The organism is Geothrix oryzisoli, from assembly GCF_022808865.1.
In the GTDB taxonomy this organism is placed as follows: Bacteria; Acidobacteriota; Holophagae; order Holophagales; family Holophagaceae; genus Geothrix; species Geothrix oryzisoli.
The window spans coordinates 268,478-284,773 of the sequence record NZ_JAKZLB010000002.1 but is presented as its reverse complement, the minus strand read 5'-3'; the positions used below and the strand labels follow the sequence as shown (position 1 = coordinate 284,773).

The window sequence follows — 16,296 nt, the reverse complement described above, 5'->3', positions numbered from 1 at the left end:
CCATGACCCCTTCTGGAACCGTGTCCACCCGCCTGGACCTGCTCGCGGCCATGCTGCGCATCCGGGCCTACGAAGAAAAGATCGTGGCCTTCCACGCCGCGGGCCCCTTCCCCAATGTCTGCACCTCCGTGGGGCAGGAGGCCGCCGCCGTGGGCGTGGTCTCCGCCCTGCGCGCCGAGGATCAGATCCTCACCAACCACCGCAGCGCCGGCCACCTGCTGGCCCGGGGCGCCGACCCCGGCCGCATGCTCGCCGAGGTCATGGGCCGCAGCACAGGCTACTGCCAGGGCCGCAGCGGCACCCTGCACATCTCCGTGAAGGAGCTGGGCGTGGTGCTCACCTCCACCATCGTGGGCGGCGAGCTGTCCCTGGCCCCGGGCGTCGCCCTGTCGCGGGCCATGCTGGGCGGCGAGGGCATCGTCGTCTGCTTCTTCGGCGACGGCGCCGCCTGCGAGGGCATCTTCCACGAGTCCCTGAACCTGGCCTCGGTCTGGAACCTGCCCGTACTCTACGTCTGCGAGAACAACCAGTGGCAGGCCTTCGTCCACCGGAAGGAGACCATGGTGGGCGACCATGTGGCCCCCTGGGCGGCGCCCTACGGCATCGACAGCCTCACCGTGGATGGCAACGACGTGGAGTCCGTGCGCAAGGCCGCCCTGCACGCCGCCGCCCAGGTGCGCGAGACCCGCCGGCCCTTCCTGCTGGAGGCCTGGACCTACCGCCAGCGCGGGCACATGGAGCCCCACGACCAGTCCTACGTGGACCCCGCCGAGCTCGAGGCCTGGATGGCCAAGGATCCCATCGCCCGCCTCGAGGCCCGCCTCCTGGCCGACGGCGAGTGCACCACCGCCGAGCTCGAGACCCTGCACGCCGAGGCCCGCCGCGCCATCGAGGAGGCCGCCGGGTTCGCCTCCGCCTCCCCCTATCCCGACCCTTCCGACCTCGCCACCGGCGTCTACGCCTGAGGAGCCGACATGACCCAGATGACCTTCCACGACGCCGTCGACCAGGCCCTCCACGAGGAGATGGCCCGCGACTCCCGCGTGCTCATGTTCGGCGAGGGCACCGCCACCAAGCGCAAGGGCCTGCTCAAGTCCTTCGGCTCCGCGCGCGTGCGCAACACGCCCCTGGCCGAGGGCATCATCGCCGGCACCGCGGCCGGCGCGGCAGCCACGGGCCTGCGCCCGGTGGTGGATCTGCTCTTCGCGCCCTTCCTCTGCTTCGCCATGGATGAGCTGGTGAACAGCGCGGGCAAGCTGCGCTACATGTCTGGCGGCCAGTTTTCCTTCCCCATGGTCGCGCTGGCCATGACTGGCGGCGGCTGGAGCGTGGGCGCCCAGCACAACCACAACCTGGAGGCCTGGTTCGTCCACGCCCCGGGCCTCAAGGTGGTGATGCCGTCCACGCCCGCGGACGCCAAGGGCCTCATGAAGGCCGCCATCCGCGACGAGAACCCCGTCCTCTTCTTCGTGGACATCGGCCTGGCCTTCACGCCCGGCGAGGTGCCCGAGGGCGAGGCGACGATCCCGCTGGGCCAGGCCGCCGTCCGCCGCGAGGGGACGGGGGTCACCCTCATCTCCTACGCCAAGACCGTGCACACCTGCCTGGCCGCCGCCGAGACCCTGGCGGAGCAGGGAGTCTCCGCCGAGGTGATCGACCTGCGCACCCTCAAGCCCCTGGACGAGGCCACCATCCTGGCCTCCGTGCGCAAGACCGGGCGCGCCGTCATCGTCCACGAGGCCAGCCGCCTCTGCGGCGTGGGCGCCGAGGTCGCGGCCCTGATCTCCGAGCAGGCCTTCGAGGCCCTGCGGGCCCCCATCGTCCGCCTCACGGGTCCCGACGCCCCGGCCCCTGCCAGCTACCCCCTGGAGCAGGCCTTCGCCCCCCAGGCGGCAGGCATCGTGGCCGCGGCGAAGGACCTGGTCACCCGGACCCTGGAGGCGGCGCCCATCTGGTGAGGAGGTTCGGAGCTCGTGCCCGCTGCCGTTCCACCGGCGGCGGGCCTCGGGAGGCCAGCCTCAGTGATCCACTGATCCAGGATGCAGGATGGGCCCCAGCGACAGGAGGATCCGGTAGAGCCGATTGCCGATTCCGAGCAGATCACCGTGGCAATCGCGCGTCTCGTTGGTCTTGGGGTTGTAGTGGGCCAGGAGGCGGCCGAAGGGGCACCGAATCCCCTTCTGCTAGTGGTACTCGTCGAAGACCTCGGCATCATCCTCAGGGATGAGGTCCCTTGGGGGCGTGTGGCCTCCATAGTCTGGAACCACCTCCGCAGGTTGGACGGCCCACGGGGCCGGGGAGACCCGGCGCGTGGCGCCGAGTCTATCCCTAGGGGAGGTAACTCTCGGCGGCCTTCGAGTCGGTAGTCCCGCCATTGCTCCCCGGCACGGGCTCGATGCCACCTAGGGCAAGCACGCCCTTGCCTGGCACCAAAACCGCAGCCTGTTTCGCCCGAGCCGTATTGAGGCCTCCCGTGCTCGACCAGGCCCCGGTCGCCGGGTCGTAGAGTTCCGCGCTAGTGGTGGGACTTGAGCCGCCTACGACCAGGACTTTCCCATCGGGCAGCAAGGTGGCTGTGTGTCCGTAGCGGGGCGCGGCCATCGCCCCTGTGGTGGACCAGGTGCCCGTCGAGGGGTTGTAGAGTTCCGCCGTCGCGAGGGTTGTCTGTGTATTGCTCCGGCCTCCCACCACCAAAACCTTGCCGTCCTGCAACAGGGTGGCTGTGTGCTGAGACCTATACCCCAGCAAGTCACCGGAAGGGACCATGGCATTTGTGGCGGGATCGATCAGGTAGGAGGTCTTCAGAGGACTGATCTGTCCCACGAGCATCGTATTTGTGCCACCGCCAGCGACCAGGATTCGGCCATCCATCAACCTGGTGGCTGTGTAAGCGCCAATACCCTCGGACCATACAAACTGGATAGGGCCCCAAGAATTTGTGGATGGATCATAGATCACGAAGCCTTGAGTCGAGAACACGACGACCCTCCCGTCGAGCGTGCTGAGGGGTATCGAGAAGAACACAGCCTGGTACCCGGACTGGGTCCAAGTCAGGTTCGACGGATCGAAAATCTGGATGTTGGTAGGCCCAGCGATCGTCGTCCCACCAACCATCACCTTGCCATCTGGCAACACGGTGGAGGCCAAATCGCGGAAGCCGAGACCCATGCTGCCCGCAGGGCCCCACTGGTTCGTTGCGGGGTCGTAAATCTCTGCAGTCGCGATAGCGGCCCAGGAGCCATCGCACCCGACCACCAGGAGCTTCCCGTTCTGGAGAACCGCCGTGGTTACCACGCTGCGCTGGGCGGCCATGCTGGGCAGGGTCGCCCAATGCCCGGAGGCCTGGTTCACGGTGATCCTCAGGGTCGCCTGGGTCATGCCGGATGCGTTCCGGGCCGTCACCACGTAGTCGGCAGCGGCGGCAGGCTGATTCGGAGTGCCAGTGATGACGCCGCTGGAGGTGTTGAGGCTCAGACCATCCGGGAGGGTCGGCGTGACGGAGTAACTCGCCACCGGCCCACCACCGCAGGTTGGCGTGTTCGACGGTACGGCAGTGCCCTGGAGGTAGACCGGGGTGGGTGAGGAGTAGGAGAGCGATGAGGGGGCGGCTACCGCCGGGGTCTGCCCTCCCCCCCCACCACCACCACAACCCAGGAAGAGGCTGCTTACAGCCAGAAGCGAGCACAAGAACACTGATCTCATCAGGGGAAGTCCTCGAAGTCATGTCGTGAAGGCTGGATTCTAACAAACACCCTGCGGGTCTTCAATGCGAATTGCCGAGCCTGCTACTTCCAGGAGCCCGCCCTGTCCAGCGCTTCCACCTCGGGCTAGATCCGAGCCTTAGATCGGACTTCGTTCGTGGCCTTCTCGAAGGGCTTCATCTTTTGGTGGGGGGTGCCCTAGCAGGTCTCCACCACAAGGCGGTTCACGCGGATGACTTCTGGTGCTGTCTCGTTCAAGGCCCGCCCGAAGCTTTTCCAGGCTCCCCAATGACCAGGAGGGCCCCACGCCGTAGCAGAGTGGTGCGACCCCCAAGGTGACACCTGCAACAAATTGAACCGCCAAGGCGCCGTTGTCAGAGCGGAATCTGGATTCTCCACAACCAGGAGGTTCACCCAATACTCGATTGGCGCATCGATCGAGCGAACCTTTCCGTGCCCTGGCTCGGCGAAGTAATGCAAGGTCGTTCACGAGCGTATGAATAGTGTATGAATAAGGCCCGGCATTTGCCGGGCCTTATTGTCAAATGATTGATTCTATTTGGTCGGAGCGGCGAGATTCGAACTCGCGACCCTCTGCTCCCAAAGCAGATGCGCTACCAGGCTGCGCCACGCTCCGATGGGTCCAGTCTACTTACTTTCCGCCGATGGCGACGCTGCGGAGGTTGAGGCCGGCGCGCTGGAGGTCGAAGATCTTGGAGGCGAGGCCCACCATGAGCTGGATCTCCATGTCCTCGCGGCCGCGCTTGGTGGCGCCGGCGGGGGGTACGGCGATGAGCTCGTTGGGGGTGCGGGTCCTGGACCAGGCCAGATCCATGGCGAACGAGACCTTCTTGTCCTGGCTGGTCAGCTCGCCGGCCACATGGGACATGAGGCCGTCACCGCCATAGCCCAGGCGGAGCCAGCCCGGCCCCTCCATGCCCCGGCTGCTGTTGGAGAGGTTCACGGCCTGGAGTTTGTTCCCGGCGCCGTAGCTGAAGTCCATGCGGGTCTGGACGCCCTGCTCGTCGTTGCGGAAGTTCACGCGCTGGGGCATCCGGGTGGCCTTGTCCACCAGGATCTCCAGGCGGCCCCGCTTCCAGAAGCCGAGGCTCTGGGCCATGCTCTGCTCCCGCCGCTTGGCGTCCCAGGGCTTGGTGGGGGCGTCGAACACGAGGCGCTGGAGGGTCCGGCCGCCGCTGGTCTCCTCCCCGGCCAGGCTCGCCTTGAAGGTCGGGGCGTCGATGTAGACGGCCTTGATGTCATTCAGGGTCTGGCGGAACCAGGCCATGTAGGTCCGGGGCGCGTCGGAGGGGGGCAGGTCCACGCGGGTGGTGTAGGCGTTCTGCTCCTTGCTGTAGAGGAAGCCCCGGGTGCCGCGGCGAGTGTAGAGCAGGGTGCCGAAGTCCCCGGCCAGGTCCGTGCGGAAGTCGCCGTTGGCGAAGTAGGTGCCCTTCACCCGCAGGTTGGCTTGGCCGCCCTGGCTGTTGCCCTTGACCTGGCCCTGGCTGAGGCTGTCCACCTTCTGGTTCACCGCGGCGCCGCTGAGGCCGATGCCGAGGGTGCCCTGCATCTCCACGGAGGTGATGCCCTGGTAGGGCTGGCCGAACCAGCCCGCGTCCACCGCGTCGAGCACCTGCCGAAAGGCCTGCCGGGCCGAATCGGCGGTCGGATCCACCTTGGCGGTCCGGGGCGCCGGCTTGGGGGACGGACCCTGGGCAGGCAGGAGGGAAGCACTGAGCAGCAAGGGGAGGAGGGTGGAACGCATCAGAATCTCCTGGTCATGAACGGGAGTGCCGGGGAGCGGGCCGGGGTTCCGGCCGTTCCTTGGCGAAGCAGGCCCGGCAGAGGGCCTTGGCGGGATCCTCAGGAATGAAGGGGAGGTATTCCTGGGCCCCGCAGGCCGCACAGGTGATGTGGGTCAGGACCCGGGCGGCATCCTTGCCCCCCTTCCGCTTGTAGGTGAAGGAGCGGCGGTAGCAATCGGGGCAGAGGTAGAACTTCTGGCCGGTTTCGACCTTGAAGTGCAGGCCGCACTCGGCGCAGATCTTCTCCCGGGGGGCCTTGGGGTCCGGGGGAGGGACGGGGGCCCGCTTGGTGAGGCGGACGGCAGGTTTGGCCGCGGAAACCTCCGGCGTCGGGCTCCCGGAGGCAGGGTCGTCGGAGGGTTTCAGCCCTTTGATCATCGTTGATAGTCCTACTGCGGCCCGGGCCGGAAGGTTTAGGGTACCGCAACCAGATCCCGCCTGCGAGTTCCGGTCCTGGCGGGGTGCTGGCATCCTGGGCCCATGCCTTCTTGTTCCGATCTCCTCGAGCCCCTGCGCCGCGGTGAGCCGCGGGCCCTGGGTCGGGCCATCTCCTGGATGGAAAATGGCCACCCGGAGGCCCGGCCGCTCATGGCCCGGCTCTGGCCCCATCTGGGCGGGGCATCGGTGATCGGCATCACAGGCCCGCCGGGGGCCGGGAAGAGCACCCTCACGGACCAGCTGGCCCGGGCCCTGCGGGCCGAAGGCCAGAAGGTGGGCATCCTCGCGGTGGACCCCACCTCGCCCTTCAGCGGCGGCGCGATCCTGGGCGACCGCATCCGCATGCAGCGCATCGCGGCCGACCCCGGCATCTTCATCCGCAGCATGGCCACCCGCGGGGCCCTGGGCGGGCTGGCCCGGGCCACCCAGGACGCCATCGACCTGCTGGATGCGGCGGGCTTCGCCACCATCCTCGTGGAGACCGTGGGGGTGGGCCAGGATGAAGTCGACGTGGTGAGCTGCGTCCAGACCTGCTGCGTGGTGCTGGTGCCGGGCATGGGCGACGAGATCCAGGCCATCAAGGCCGGCATCATGGAAGTGGCCGACCTCTTCGTGATCAACAAGGCCGATCGCGACGGGGCCGACCAGGTGGAGCAGGAGCTGACGGCCATGAAGTCCATGGCCGCCACGCGGCCCTGGGACCCGCCGGTGTTGCGCACCATCGCCCAGCAGGGCGCGGGCGTGGCGGAGCTGCTGGCCCAGGTGCGGGCGCACGGCGCCTGGCTCCGGGCCCACGGGGGCCAGGCCCGGAAGGCCCGGGAGCGGGCCCGGTTGCGCTTCGAGTCCCTGCTGGCCGAGGCCGCCCTCCGCCGGGCCCGGGCCCAGGCCGGCCCCGCCCGCGTGGAGGCCGCCATCCAGGCCATCGCCGACCGCAGCCTGGACCCCTACACGGCCGTGGCCGAGATCCTCGGCGAGGGCTGAGTCCGGCGGCGGATCCCTGCCGCTCAGGCCTGGGTGATGATCCCGTAGAGTTCCGGCCGGCGGTCCCGGAAGAAGCCGAAGGAGGCGCGGTTCCGGCGGATCTCATCGAGATCCAGGTCCGCCGTGATGAGGCCGGTGTCCGTGCGGCCCAGCTCCGCCACCTTGTCGCCGCGGTGATTGGCGATGAACGAATGGCCGTAGAAGGTCTGCCCCCCCTCGGTGCCGATGCGGTTGGCCGCCACCACAGGCACCACGTTCGACACGGCGTGGCCGATCATGGCCCGCTGCCACAGGTCCTTCGTATCCAGCTCCGGGTTCTCGGGCTCGGTGCCGATGGCCGTGGGATAGAGCAGGATCTCCGCCCCCATGAGCATCATGGCGCGGGCGCACTCGGGGTACCACTGGTCCCAGCAGATGCCCACGCCCAGCTTGCCGAAGCGGGTCGCCCACACCTTGAAGCCCGTGTTCCCGGGGCGGAAGTAGAACTTCTCTTCGTAGCCCGGGCCGTCCGGGATATGGCTCTTGCGGTAGACGCCGAGCAGGGCGCCGTCCGCGTCCACCATGGCCAGGCTGTTGTAGAAGGCGTGGCCATCCCGCTCGAAGAAGGAGACGGGGAGCACCACGCCCAGCTCCTTCGCCAGGGCCTGGAACCGGGTGATGGTGGGATGACCCGCCACGGGCCGGGCCCAGTCGAAGAAGGCATCCTTCTCCTCGCGGCAGAAGTAGGGGCCCTCAAACAATTCCGAAGGCAGGATGACGTGGGCGCCGGTGGCCGCGGCTTCGCGCACGAGGCCCTCCACCTGGGCGACATTCTGCTCGAGGCTGTCTGTGAAGGCGCACTGGAGGGCGGCAATGCGGACGAGGTTCGCCGGCTGGCTCCTGGATTCGCTCATCGTACCTCCGGCTGCTGCTGGGTGATGCAGTGGAAGGCGCCGCCCCCGCTGAGGATGGCCCGGGCGGAGCGGCCCACCACGCGATGGTTCGGGAAGAGCCGCGCCAGGGCGGCCACGGCTCCGTCATCGTACGCCGTCCCGTAGATGGGCACCACCACGCTGCGGTTGCCGATGTAGAAGTTCACGAAGCTGGCGGGCATCAGCTCGCCCTCCTCGTCCCGCACCACGCCCGGCGAGGGGATGCGCACCACTTGGAGCCGCCGGCCCCGGGCATCGGTCATGGCCGCCAGATCCGCGGCGAGGCGGTCCAGGGTGGCCGCGTTGGGATCGCTGGGTTCCCGGGCCTCCATGCAGACCACCACGCCCGGCGCCACGAAGCGGGCCAGGGTGTCGATATGGCCATCGGTGTGGTCATTGAGCAGCCCCTCATCCAGCCACAGCACCTTTTCGGCGCCGAGGCCGTCGGCCAGGGCCGCCTCGAGCTCCGCCTGGTCCAGTCCGGGGTTGCGGTTGGGGTTCAGCAGGCACTGGCGGGTGGTCAGCACGGTGCCTTCACCGTCCACCTCCACGGACCCGCCCTCGAGGATCCAGGCATGATCGACGCGGGGCACCCCGCTGAGCGCCGCCACCCGGCCCGCCACCCGGTCGTCGCCGGGCAGCAGGTACTTGCCCCCCCAGCCGTTGAAGCCGAAGCAGGCCGCGCGCAGGGTGTCCGCGCCCTGCCTCACGAAGATCGGCGCCGTATCGCGCAGCCAGATGTCGCCCACGGGCACCCGGTGGAAGCGCACCTGGCCGAGCACCGGGGCCAGGGCCGCGCCCGCCTCGGCTTCGGCGGCGGCGTCCTGCACCAGGACCTCGAGGGCCTCGCCACCCTCCTCGGCGATGGCGAGGGCGAGGGCCCCCCACTCCGCCTGGGCCAGGGCGAGGTTCTCCCGCCAGAGGTGGCCGTGGCTGGGCCAGGCCAGCCAGCAGGCACTGTGGCGATCCCACTCGGCAGGTTGGCGGTCGGTCGGTCGGGACATGGCGGAAAACCCCTGGGAGGACGATGCGGCTCCCGGTGGGAGCACCCTCCAGTTCAGCAAAAGGGCCTTCTCCCGTCGAGGCTTATTGCTCGGCCCCAAGCCTTATTTGGTGCGATGACAGGAATTCCCCGGAGGGGTTCCATGCCGCTTATCATGATGCCTCACCCCCGGAGCCTCCATGTCCCTGATCCGCGCCCTTCGCGCTGCGCTCGTCACGGTCACCCTCCTCGGGGGGCCTCCTCCGCCCGAGAAGGCGGTCCTCGGGCAGGCGGCGGTGCGCGCGCACTACACGAAGCGCGAGGTCCAGATCCCCATGCGCGATGGCGTGAAGCTCTTCACGGCCATCTACGCGCCCAAGGACACCAGCCGGACCTACCCCATCCTTCTCCAGCGCACCCCCTACAGCGTGCATCCCTACGGCGCCGACGCCTATCCGGAGCACCTGGGCCCCTCGGAGCCCTTCCAGACCGAAGGCTTCATCTTCGTGTACCAGGATGTGCGCGGCCGGATGATGTCCGAGGGCGAGTTCGTGAACATGCGCCCCCAGCGCGCCGTCAGCGGGGCGGCCGTGGACGAGAGTACCGACACCTACGACACCCTGGACTGGCTGCTGAGGCATGTCGACGGGAACAACGGCCGCGCCGGCCAATGGGGCATCAGCTACCCCGGCTTCTACTCCGCCGTGGGCATGCTGTCGGGCCATCCGGCCCTCAAGGCCGTCTCGCCGGAGGCCCCCATCGTGGACTGGTTCGCGGGGGATGACTTCCACCGCAACGGCGCCCTGTGGCTGCCCCACGCCTTCAACTTCATGGTGAATTTCGGAAAGCCGAGGCCGAAGCCCACCGCGGAGTGGTCCAAGGCCTTCCACCACGGAACCTCCGATGGCTACGCGTGGTTCCTGCGCCTCGGCCCCACGGGCGACACGCGGCAGTACACCAAGGACGTGGCCTTCTGGAACGAGATGCTGGACCACCCGACCTACGACGCCTTCTGGCAGGCCCGCAACCTCCGTCCCCAGATCAAGGGGGTGAAGCCCGCCATCCTCACCGTGGGCGGCTGGTTCGACGCCGAGAACCTGTACGGCGCCCTCCAGGTGTTCCAGACCCTGGGCCGCCAGAGCCCCGCCACGGACAGCCGCCTGGTCATGGGCCCCTGGTTCCACGGCGGCTGGGAGCGCAGCAAGGGCGACCACCTGGGGCCCGTGCAGTTCGGCGCCGACACCTCCACCTGGTTCCAGACCGAAGTCCTCTTCCCCTTCTTCATGCAGCACCTGAAGGAAGCCAAGGGACCCGCCCTGCCCAAGGCCACCGTCTTCGAGACCGGCGCCAACCGCTGGCGCCAGCTGGACGCCTGGCCGCCGAAGCAGGCCCGCGACGCCCGGCTCTACCTCGAACCCGCCGGCCGCCTGGCCTTCACGCCGCCGCCGGCCGACGGCGGCGCCGACGCCTTCCCCTCGGACCCCGCCAAGCCCGTGCCCTTCGTCGAGCAGGTCGCCATCGGCATGCCCCGGGAGTACATGACGGCCGACCAGCGCTTCGCCGGCCGCCGACCGGATGTGCTGGTGTACCAGACGGAACCCCTGGCCGAGGACCTGACCTTCGCCGGTCCCCTGCGCCCGGAGCTCTTCGTGGCCACCACGGGCACCGACGCCGACTGGGTGGTGAAGCTCATCGATGTCTATCCGGACGACTTCCGGAACCCGGATTTCAGGGAGGACGGTTCCCCCTGGGACCGCACGCCCAACCCCATGGGCGGCTACCAGCAGCTGGTGCGCGGCGAGGTCATGCGCGGCAAGTTCCGCGACAGCCTGTCCACCCCGGCGCCCTTCGTCCCCGGCCAGTCCACGCGCGTCGCCTGGTCCATGAACGACATCTTCCACACGTTCAAGAAGGGCCACCGCGTCATGATCCAGATCCAGAGCACCTGGTTCCCGCTCATGGACCGCAACCCCCAGGTCTTCATGGACATCAACCAGGCCAAGGCCGCCGACTACCAGAAGGCCACCCACACCGTCTTCCACGACGCCGCCCGGCCCAGCAGCCTCGGGGTGGGGGTCCTGAAACCCTAGCCCTTCCACCCCTCCAGCACCCGGAACCGGCTGCCCATCAGGTCGGGCAGGGTGAGTTGGAGCAGGTTCTCGGTGCGCTTCATGCGCTCCGGGGCGGGCAAAGCCATCCACCCGGCGCCCCACTGGTCCAGGGGGGCGTGGGTGCGAATCCATTTGCTCAGCTCCATGTGGCCGAGACCGGAGAATCCTTCGCATTCGAGCAGGGCGGCCAGCCGGGTGAAATCGACATCCGCTGTCAAGTCGGCCTCGCCCAGGTCCTCGTGCCAGTTGCCGTCCACGCTATGGGCCTTGAAGCGCCGCAGGTCCGCGCCCTTGGCCAGCAGGCGGTCGGCGGATTCGCCGTAGTCCACCGCCAGGAAGAGGCCCGCCTCCAGGGGCGCCGCCAGCTCGTGGACGAGGCCCGGCAGGCCCTCGCACCAGATGCTGCCGTCCCGGACCTCCAGGCCATCGGTCTGCGTCGCGAACCAAGCCCCGGCCTCGCCGGGGTCCGCGGCCTGCCACTGGGGACCGGCTGCCGTCAGCACCTCGCGAGTCCAGCGTTCACCATCCCAGCGCCAGGGCTGGGCGGGCAGGGCATCGAAGAGTTCGTTGCTGAACACGGCGCCGGTGAACGGCTCCAGCGTGTCCCTTTCGGCGGCGAAGCGTGCGCGCTTCGCCGCGAGGAAAGGCGCCAGGGATTCCTCCGCGGCCCTTCTGGCGGCGGGATTGTCGTCGCGGTGGACGTAGATCAGGGCCTCCGCGAAGGGGCCCGTCACGGCGTTCAGCACGTCGCGGCCCAGCCAGCCGCGGCCCGCACCGGGCTCCAGGGCCGTGAAGGTCGCCGGCCGGCCCAGGCGTTCCCATGCGGCCTCCAGACGCAAGGCGAGGGTCTGGCCCAGCAGGGGGCCCAGGTCCAGGGCCGTGTAGTAGTCCTTCCCGTCAAAGCCCCAGGGGCCTTCCTGCCGCCGGTAGTAGCCGTGCTCCGGGTGGTAGAGGCCCAGCGCCATGACCTCGGCGGCGGGCACGGAACCCTCCCGGAGGCGGGTCTGCAGGAGGTCGTTCAGTGGATTCACGGCTTCTCCGGGGATTTCCTGTCCAGGGGCCACCGCTCCAGCAGCACGGGCAGCAGCCACTGGGTGAGGAGCAGGGCCAGGGCCACGCCGCCCAGGCAGGCGAGGCCCAGCCCCCGCAGCCCGCGGTACCCGCTGAAGACCATGCCGCCGAAGCCCGCGAGGGTGGTCCCCGCGCACACGGCGTTCACCCGGGCCACGCGCTGGGGGGCATCGACCTCGCCCCGGGCGCGGTGGAGAAGGTTGAAGGCCGTGTCCACGCTGACGCCCAAGGCGATGGGGATGGCCATGAGGGACAGGAACGTGAGGGGTTCGCCGGCCCAGCCCAGGGCGCCCAGGGCGCCGGCCTGGCTGGCCAGCAGGGGCACCAGGGCGAACAAGGCGAAGCGCAGGCTGCGGCCGAAGATGGCGATGACGGCGAAGATCCCCGTCAGGGCCAGCAGCACGGCCTGCTGGACCGCCTCCCGGGCGATGCCCTTCACCACCCGGAAGAGGGGCTGGGTGCCCACGAACCGCCCGCCCGCGGCCTCGACCTCCGGGGTGAGCCGGAGGAGGGAGGCCTCGTCCAGCCGGATGGGCACCGTCAGGGCCGGGGCCAGGGAAACCGGTGCCCGCTCGTGATGGAGGTGGTCCCAGAGGTTCCACCGGCGTGCGGCCTCCGGCGGCTGGGCGGCCCGGGGCAGCAGGGCCTGGAGGGCCCGCACTGGCTCGCCCGGATCAGCCGCCGCCAGGGCCAGGGCCGACAGGGACCCCTCCAGGCCCGCCGGATCCAGGCCCGCCCGGGCCGCGGCCTCCAGCACCTGGCGGCGCCAGGTCTCGGAGCCCAGGGTGTGGCGCAGTTCCGGATCCATGGCCTGCCAGTCCGGCACCGGGAGGCCCGCCTCGCGGAGGATGGGGCTCAGCCGGTTCCAGCGGGCCGGGAGGCGATCGGGATCTTCGAGGGGAATCTGGAGGGCCAGGGGCTGGAGGCTGGCGCCGAGGGTCTTGGTCAGCCGCGTCTGGAGGGTGAGGGCGGGGTTGCCCTGGGCCCGGAAGCGGCGCAGGTCCTCCTCCCAGCGGGTGCGGGGCGCGCCCAGCAGGGCCAGGACCAGCAGGCCCAGGGCCGCCCAGGGGGCCCAGGCTCGGCGGTGTGGCAGGGGCGGCGGCGGCCCCGGCGCAAAGGTGCCCTTGCCGTGATCCAGCCAGAGCAGCAGCGGGGGCATCACCAGGAAGGTGGCCGCGAGGCAGGCCAGCAGGCCCAGGCCCGTGGTGAGGCCCAGGTCGCGGATCCCGGGGAAGGGGGCGAAGGCCAGCGCCAGGAAGGCCAGGGCCGTGGCCAGGGCGCCGGCCACCACGCCCGGACCCGTGCCCAGCAGGGCCGCGCGCAGGGCCCGGGCCTTGATCCGGCCCGCCCGGCGCTCCTCCCGGTAGCGGCTGAAGAGCAGGATCCCCACGTCATCGCCCACGCCCAGCAGCACGGCGCCGAAGCCCGCGGCCATGAGGTTCACCCGGCCCAGCATCCAGCCCGTGAGGCCCAGGGCCCACACCATGCCGATGAGCAGCGGTCCCATGACGAAGCCGTAGCCCGCGAGCGTCCGGAAGCCCAGCCAGTACACCAGGCCGATGAGGACGAAGCTGAGGGCCAGGCTGAGGAGCACCTCGATCGTGAGCCGGTGGGATTCCCAGGCGGTGATGGCGTGGGCGCCGGTGACCTGGAGGGGGAACGGGCGCTCCGCCTGCGGTCCGAGCGCAGCCTCGGCATCCTTCAGGGTGGCGGCCCCGGGCAGGGGGCCCTCGGCACCCCGGCCCAGCCAGGTCAGGGCGCGGGTGGTGGCCTTTACCTCGGTCGCCGGAAACCCCGCCACCAGGGGCAGCAGGACGAAGCGGCCGTCCTTGGTCTCCAGGTACCCGGTCCGCATGTGCAGGGAGAAGGCCCGGCCCAGGGCCTGGGCCTTGGCCATGCCCTCCCCGGTCTGGGGGGCCAGATCGCGGAGGCCCAGGGGATCGAGCCGGGCCAGGGCCGCGGGCAGGGGCTCGGGCGAGGCCAGGCTCCGGGCCGTGGCCACCAGGCGCCGCCGGACCTCCGCCGGATCCTTCAGCGGCGCCAGGCGGTCCCCCAGCCAGGCCGGAGCCAGGGCGTAGAGGGTCTCGGTGGTGAGGCGGCTCACGGCGGCGTCACCCTCGGTGATGGCGCCCACGGCCAGGAGGGCCGGCCAGGGGCTCACCCCGCCGGGGCCCGGCACAGGCACGGGATCCGACAGGCGGCCCTCGGCGGCCAGGCCGTTGAGGGGAAGGTTGCCACCGGTGAGCAGGCGGTCCACCAGGCCCTCGGCCCAGGCGCGGCGGGCCTCCAGGTCGGCCTCGTTCCCTTCGGCCACCAGCCAGAGCAGCTCCTGCTGGCCGACCCCCGCCTCCAGGTTCGCCCGCACGGCGGGGTTCTCCGCCGGCAGCAGGCTCATGAGATCCAGGGCGCGCTCCACGCGCAGGGTCCCCCACCCCAGCAGCAGGGTGAGGCCGGCCGTGAGGAGCCAGAGCCCCGAGGACCGGGACAGGTGCAGGCGGAGAAGGCCGCGCAACAGGGCTTTCATGCGCCTAGCCCCGCTCCATGCGCTCGATCCAGGGTTTCAGGGCGGGCACCATCTCCACGCGCTCGGCGCCGCGGAGCCGCTCCAGGAGGCTGCTGTCCTCCAGCCGGGCGAGGGGATGGTTCTCCCGGCGGTCCAGAGCTTCCGGGGGACCGGCGGAGGTCAGGATGGTGGGCAGCTCTTCGCTGTACCGGTGGTCCAGCAGCTGGGCCAGGGCCTGGGCGACCCGGAGGTCCGAGTCCATGCGGTCCCAGTCGTCAAGGACGAGCAGGGGCTGATCCTGGAGGGGCTCGATGAGGTCCCGCACGCTCTGGAAGGTCTGGTTCTGGTAGCTCCGGATGTCGTGGTAGACATCCTTGATGGACTGGCTGAGGGTCCGCACGGGCACGAAGCGGCCCCCCCGACCCGTGCGCTCGGTCCAGGCCCGCAGGGCCGCGGCGGCGAGGGTGCTGCGGCCGCTCTGGGCGGGACCGTGGATCCACCACAGCTCCCAGCCGTGGCGGAACTTGTGCTTGCCGTTCGCGGCCCAGTGGAAGAGGGTGTCCGCCCCGGCAGGACGGATGCCGTGCTCCGGGCGGCGCTTGAGGGCCGCCAGGAGTTTCACGAGCTCCTCGCGGCCCTCCAACTCGCCCACCTCCTCGGCGGGCCGGGCCAGCAGGTCCTCCAGGTCGGCCACGCGATCCAGCAGGGCGCGGGCGTGGCAGGCCTGGACGTTGTTCCACCACTTCCAGAACCGGGCGAAATCCGCTTCGCGGTAGCGGGCGGGCAGGCCCAGCGTCTCCGCATCCGGCGCCACCTCGGCCGTGCAGCCGCAGACCAGCACCGGCTTCTGGGGATCGGGATCGAAGATCAGGCCCTGCCCCTGGCAGCGTGGGCAGTCGGGACGGCCTTTCATGGCCCGTCTCCGCCGCGGAGGAAGCCGCCCAGCACTTCGCGGCGCCGCTCGCGGATGCGGGAGAAGGCGCGCTCCTCCAGCTGCCGCACCCGCTCCCGGGAGATGGGCGGGTCGAACTGCTTGCCGATCTGCTCGAGGGTCAGCGGATCGTGACCGCCCAGCCCGAAGTGCAGCGCGATGATCTTGCGTTCCTTCTCGCTGAGGGTGGCCAGGCTGGCCTCGATCTGCTCGAGGAAGGCCTCCTGGTCGAGGGTGTGCATGGCGGAGGGTTCCACCTCCTGCTCCAGGCTGTCGCCCACGGTGAGGTCGGAATCGCCCAGGCCCTGTTCGGTGGACACCGTGGAGGTGGTCTGCTGGAGCAGCTGCAGGCGCTCCACCTCCTCCACGGTGAGGTTCGCGGCGGTGGCGATCTCCTGCAGCATGGGCACCCGGCCCAGGGACTGGCTGAGCTTCTGGGTGACCCGGTTGAGCTGCACCAGGTGGCCTGCCACCTTCTGCGGCAGGCGGATCTTGTTCCCGTGCTCGGCCAGGGCGTGGAAGATGGCCTGCCGCACCCACCAGGATGCGTAGGTGAGGAACTTGTTCTCCCGCTCGGGATCGAAGCGCTTGGCGGCCTCGATGAGTCCCAGGTTGCCCTCACTGATGAGGTCCAGCAGGTCCAGGCCCATGCCCTCGAACTTCCGCGCCTCCTTCACCACGAAGCGGAGGTTGCCCTCCACCAGCTTGCGGAGGCCTTCCGGATTGCGGTCGTTCTGCCACAGACGGCCGTTGATGCGCTCCTCCTCCGCCGTGAGCAGCGGCAGGTGGCGGATCGAGTCGAAGTACTTGTCGAGCGAACGCTCTTCGAGATGCCGGAGGGGCACAGATCACCCAGGGAGAA

Annotated in this window: 13 protein-coding genes and 1 tRNA gene; 4 read left to right on the top strand and 10 right to left on the bottom strand. The window is 70.0% G+C overall.

Features of this window, described 5'->3' with window-relative positions:
- Positions 1-2 precede the first annotated feature (2 nt).
- Positions 3-965, top strand: a complete 963-nt coding sequence (locus MLE43_RS06045; protein WP_243302574.1) for a thiamine pyrophosphate-dependent dehydrogenase E1 component subunit alpha — start codon at positions 3-5, stop codon at positions 963-965.
- Between the two features lie 9 nt (positions 966-974).
- Positions 975-1,958 (top strand): alpha-ketoacid dehydrogenase subunit beta, encoded by a 984-nt coding sequence (locus MLE43_RS06040; protein ID WP_243302573.1) that lies wholly within the window; start codon positions 975-977, stop codon positions 1,956-1,958.
- 370 nt (positions 1,959-2,328) lie between these two features.
- On the opposite strand, the gene MLE43_RS06035 is transcribed toward MLE43_RS06040, so the two are convergent.
- The 4 genes from MLE43_RS06035 to MLE43_RS06020 form a co-directional block, all read right to left on the bottom strand.
- Complete coding sequence (locus tag MLE43_RS06035) at positions 2,329-3,702, bottom strand: tRNA wybutosine-synthesizing protein 4 beta-propeller domain-containing protein (protein ID WP_275976087.1); 1,374 nt, start codon at positions 3,700-3,702, stop codon at positions 2,329-2,331.
- 559 nt (positions 3,703-4,261) lie between these two features.
- Positions 4,262-4,338 (bottom strand) — tRNA-Pro (locus MLE43_RS06030).
- Positions 4,339-4,353: 15 nt separating this feature from the next.
- The gene (locus MLE43_RS06025; protein WP_243302571.1) at positions 4,354-5,466 is read right to left on the bottom strand and encodes a hypothetical protein; all 1,113 of its coding nucleotides are present in this window, start codon (positions 5,464-5,466) and stop codon (positions 4,354-4,356) included.
- A 13-nt stretch (positions 5,467-5,479) separates the two neighbouring features.
- On the bottom strand, positions 5,480-5,884 hold the full coding sequence (locus MLE43_RS06020; protein ID WP_243302570.1) for a hypothetical protein: 405 nt from the start codon (positions 5,882-5,884) through the stop codon (positions 5,480-5,482).
- 102 nt (positions 5,885-5,986) lie between these two features.
- Here MLE43_RS06020 and meaB point away from each other — a divergent pair, with 102 nt between their 5' ends.
- Positions 5,987-6,925: a methylmalonyl Co-A mutase-associated GTPase MeaB gene (gene meaB, locus MLE43_RS06015; protein WP_243302569.1), complete on the top strand. Its 939-nt coding sequence runs from the start codon at positions 5,987-5,989 to the stop codon at positions 6,923-6,925.
- Between the two features lie 23 nt (positions 6,926-6,948).
- Here the strand turns inward: meaB and aguB are convergent, their stop codons facing one another.
- Entirely contained in the window at positions 6,949-7,818 is an 870-nt protein-coding gene (aguB, locus tag MLE43_RS06010) for an N-carbamoylputrescine amidase (RefSeq protein ID WP_243302568.1), read from the bottom strand.
- Positions 7,815-8,840 (bottom strand): agmatine deiminase family protein, encoded by a 1,026-nt coding sequence (locus MLE43_RS06005; protein ID WP_243302567.1) that lies wholly within the window; start codon positions 8,838-8,840, stop codon positions 7,815-7,817. Before MLE43_RS06005 ends, aguB begins: the two co-directional genes overlap by 4 nt.
- 178 nt (positions 8,841-9,018) lie before the next feature.
- Here MLE43_RS06005 and MLE43_RS06000 point away from each other — a divergent pair, with 178 nt between their 5' ends.
- The gene (locus MLE43_RS06000; RefSeq protein ID WP_243302566.1) at positions 9,019-10,908 is read left to right on the top strand and encodes a CocE/NonD family hydrolase; all 1,890 of its coding nucleotides are present in this window, start codon (positions 9,019-9,021) and stop codon (positions 10,906-10,908) included.
- Here MLE43_RS06000 and MLE43_RS05995 read toward each other — a convergent pair.
- From MLE43_RS05995 to MLE43_RS05980, 4 genes are read right to left on the bottom strand one after another with little or no spacing between them, the layout of a single operon-like run.
- A complete protein-coding gene (locus MLE43_RS05995; protein WP_243302565.1) occupies positions 10,905-11,960 on the bottom strand; it encodes an SAM-dependent methyltransferase in 1,056 nt (351 codons plus the stop codon). The genes MLE43_RS06000 and MLE43_RS05995 overlap by 4 nt on opposite strands.
- Positions 11,957-14,524, bottom strand: coding sequence for an MMPL family transporter (locus MLE43_RS14810; protein ID WP_275976086.1), 2,568 nt, complete (start codon positions 14,522-14,524; stop codon positions 11,957-11,959). The genes MLE43_RS05995 and MLE43_RS14810 overlap by 4 nt, the downstream gene beginning before the upstream one ends.
- A 4-nt stretch (positions 14,525-14,528) precedes the next feature.
- The gene (locus MLE43_RS05985; protein ID WP_243302564.1) at positions 14,529-15,416 is read right to left on the bottom strand and encodes a P-loop NTPase family protein; all 888 of its coding nucleotides are present in this window, start codon (positions 15,414-15,416) and stop codon (positions 14,529-14,531) included.
- On the bottom strand, positions 15,413-16,279 hold the full coding sequence (locus MLE43_RS05980; protein ID WP_243302563.1) for a sigma-70 family RNA polymerase sigma factor: 867 nt from the start codon (positions 16,277-16,279) through the stop codon (positions 15,413-15,415). Before MLE43_RS05980 ends, MLE43_RS05985 begins: the two co-directional genes overlap by 4 nt.
- Between the last annotated feature and the right edge of the window lie 17 nt (positions 16,280-16,296).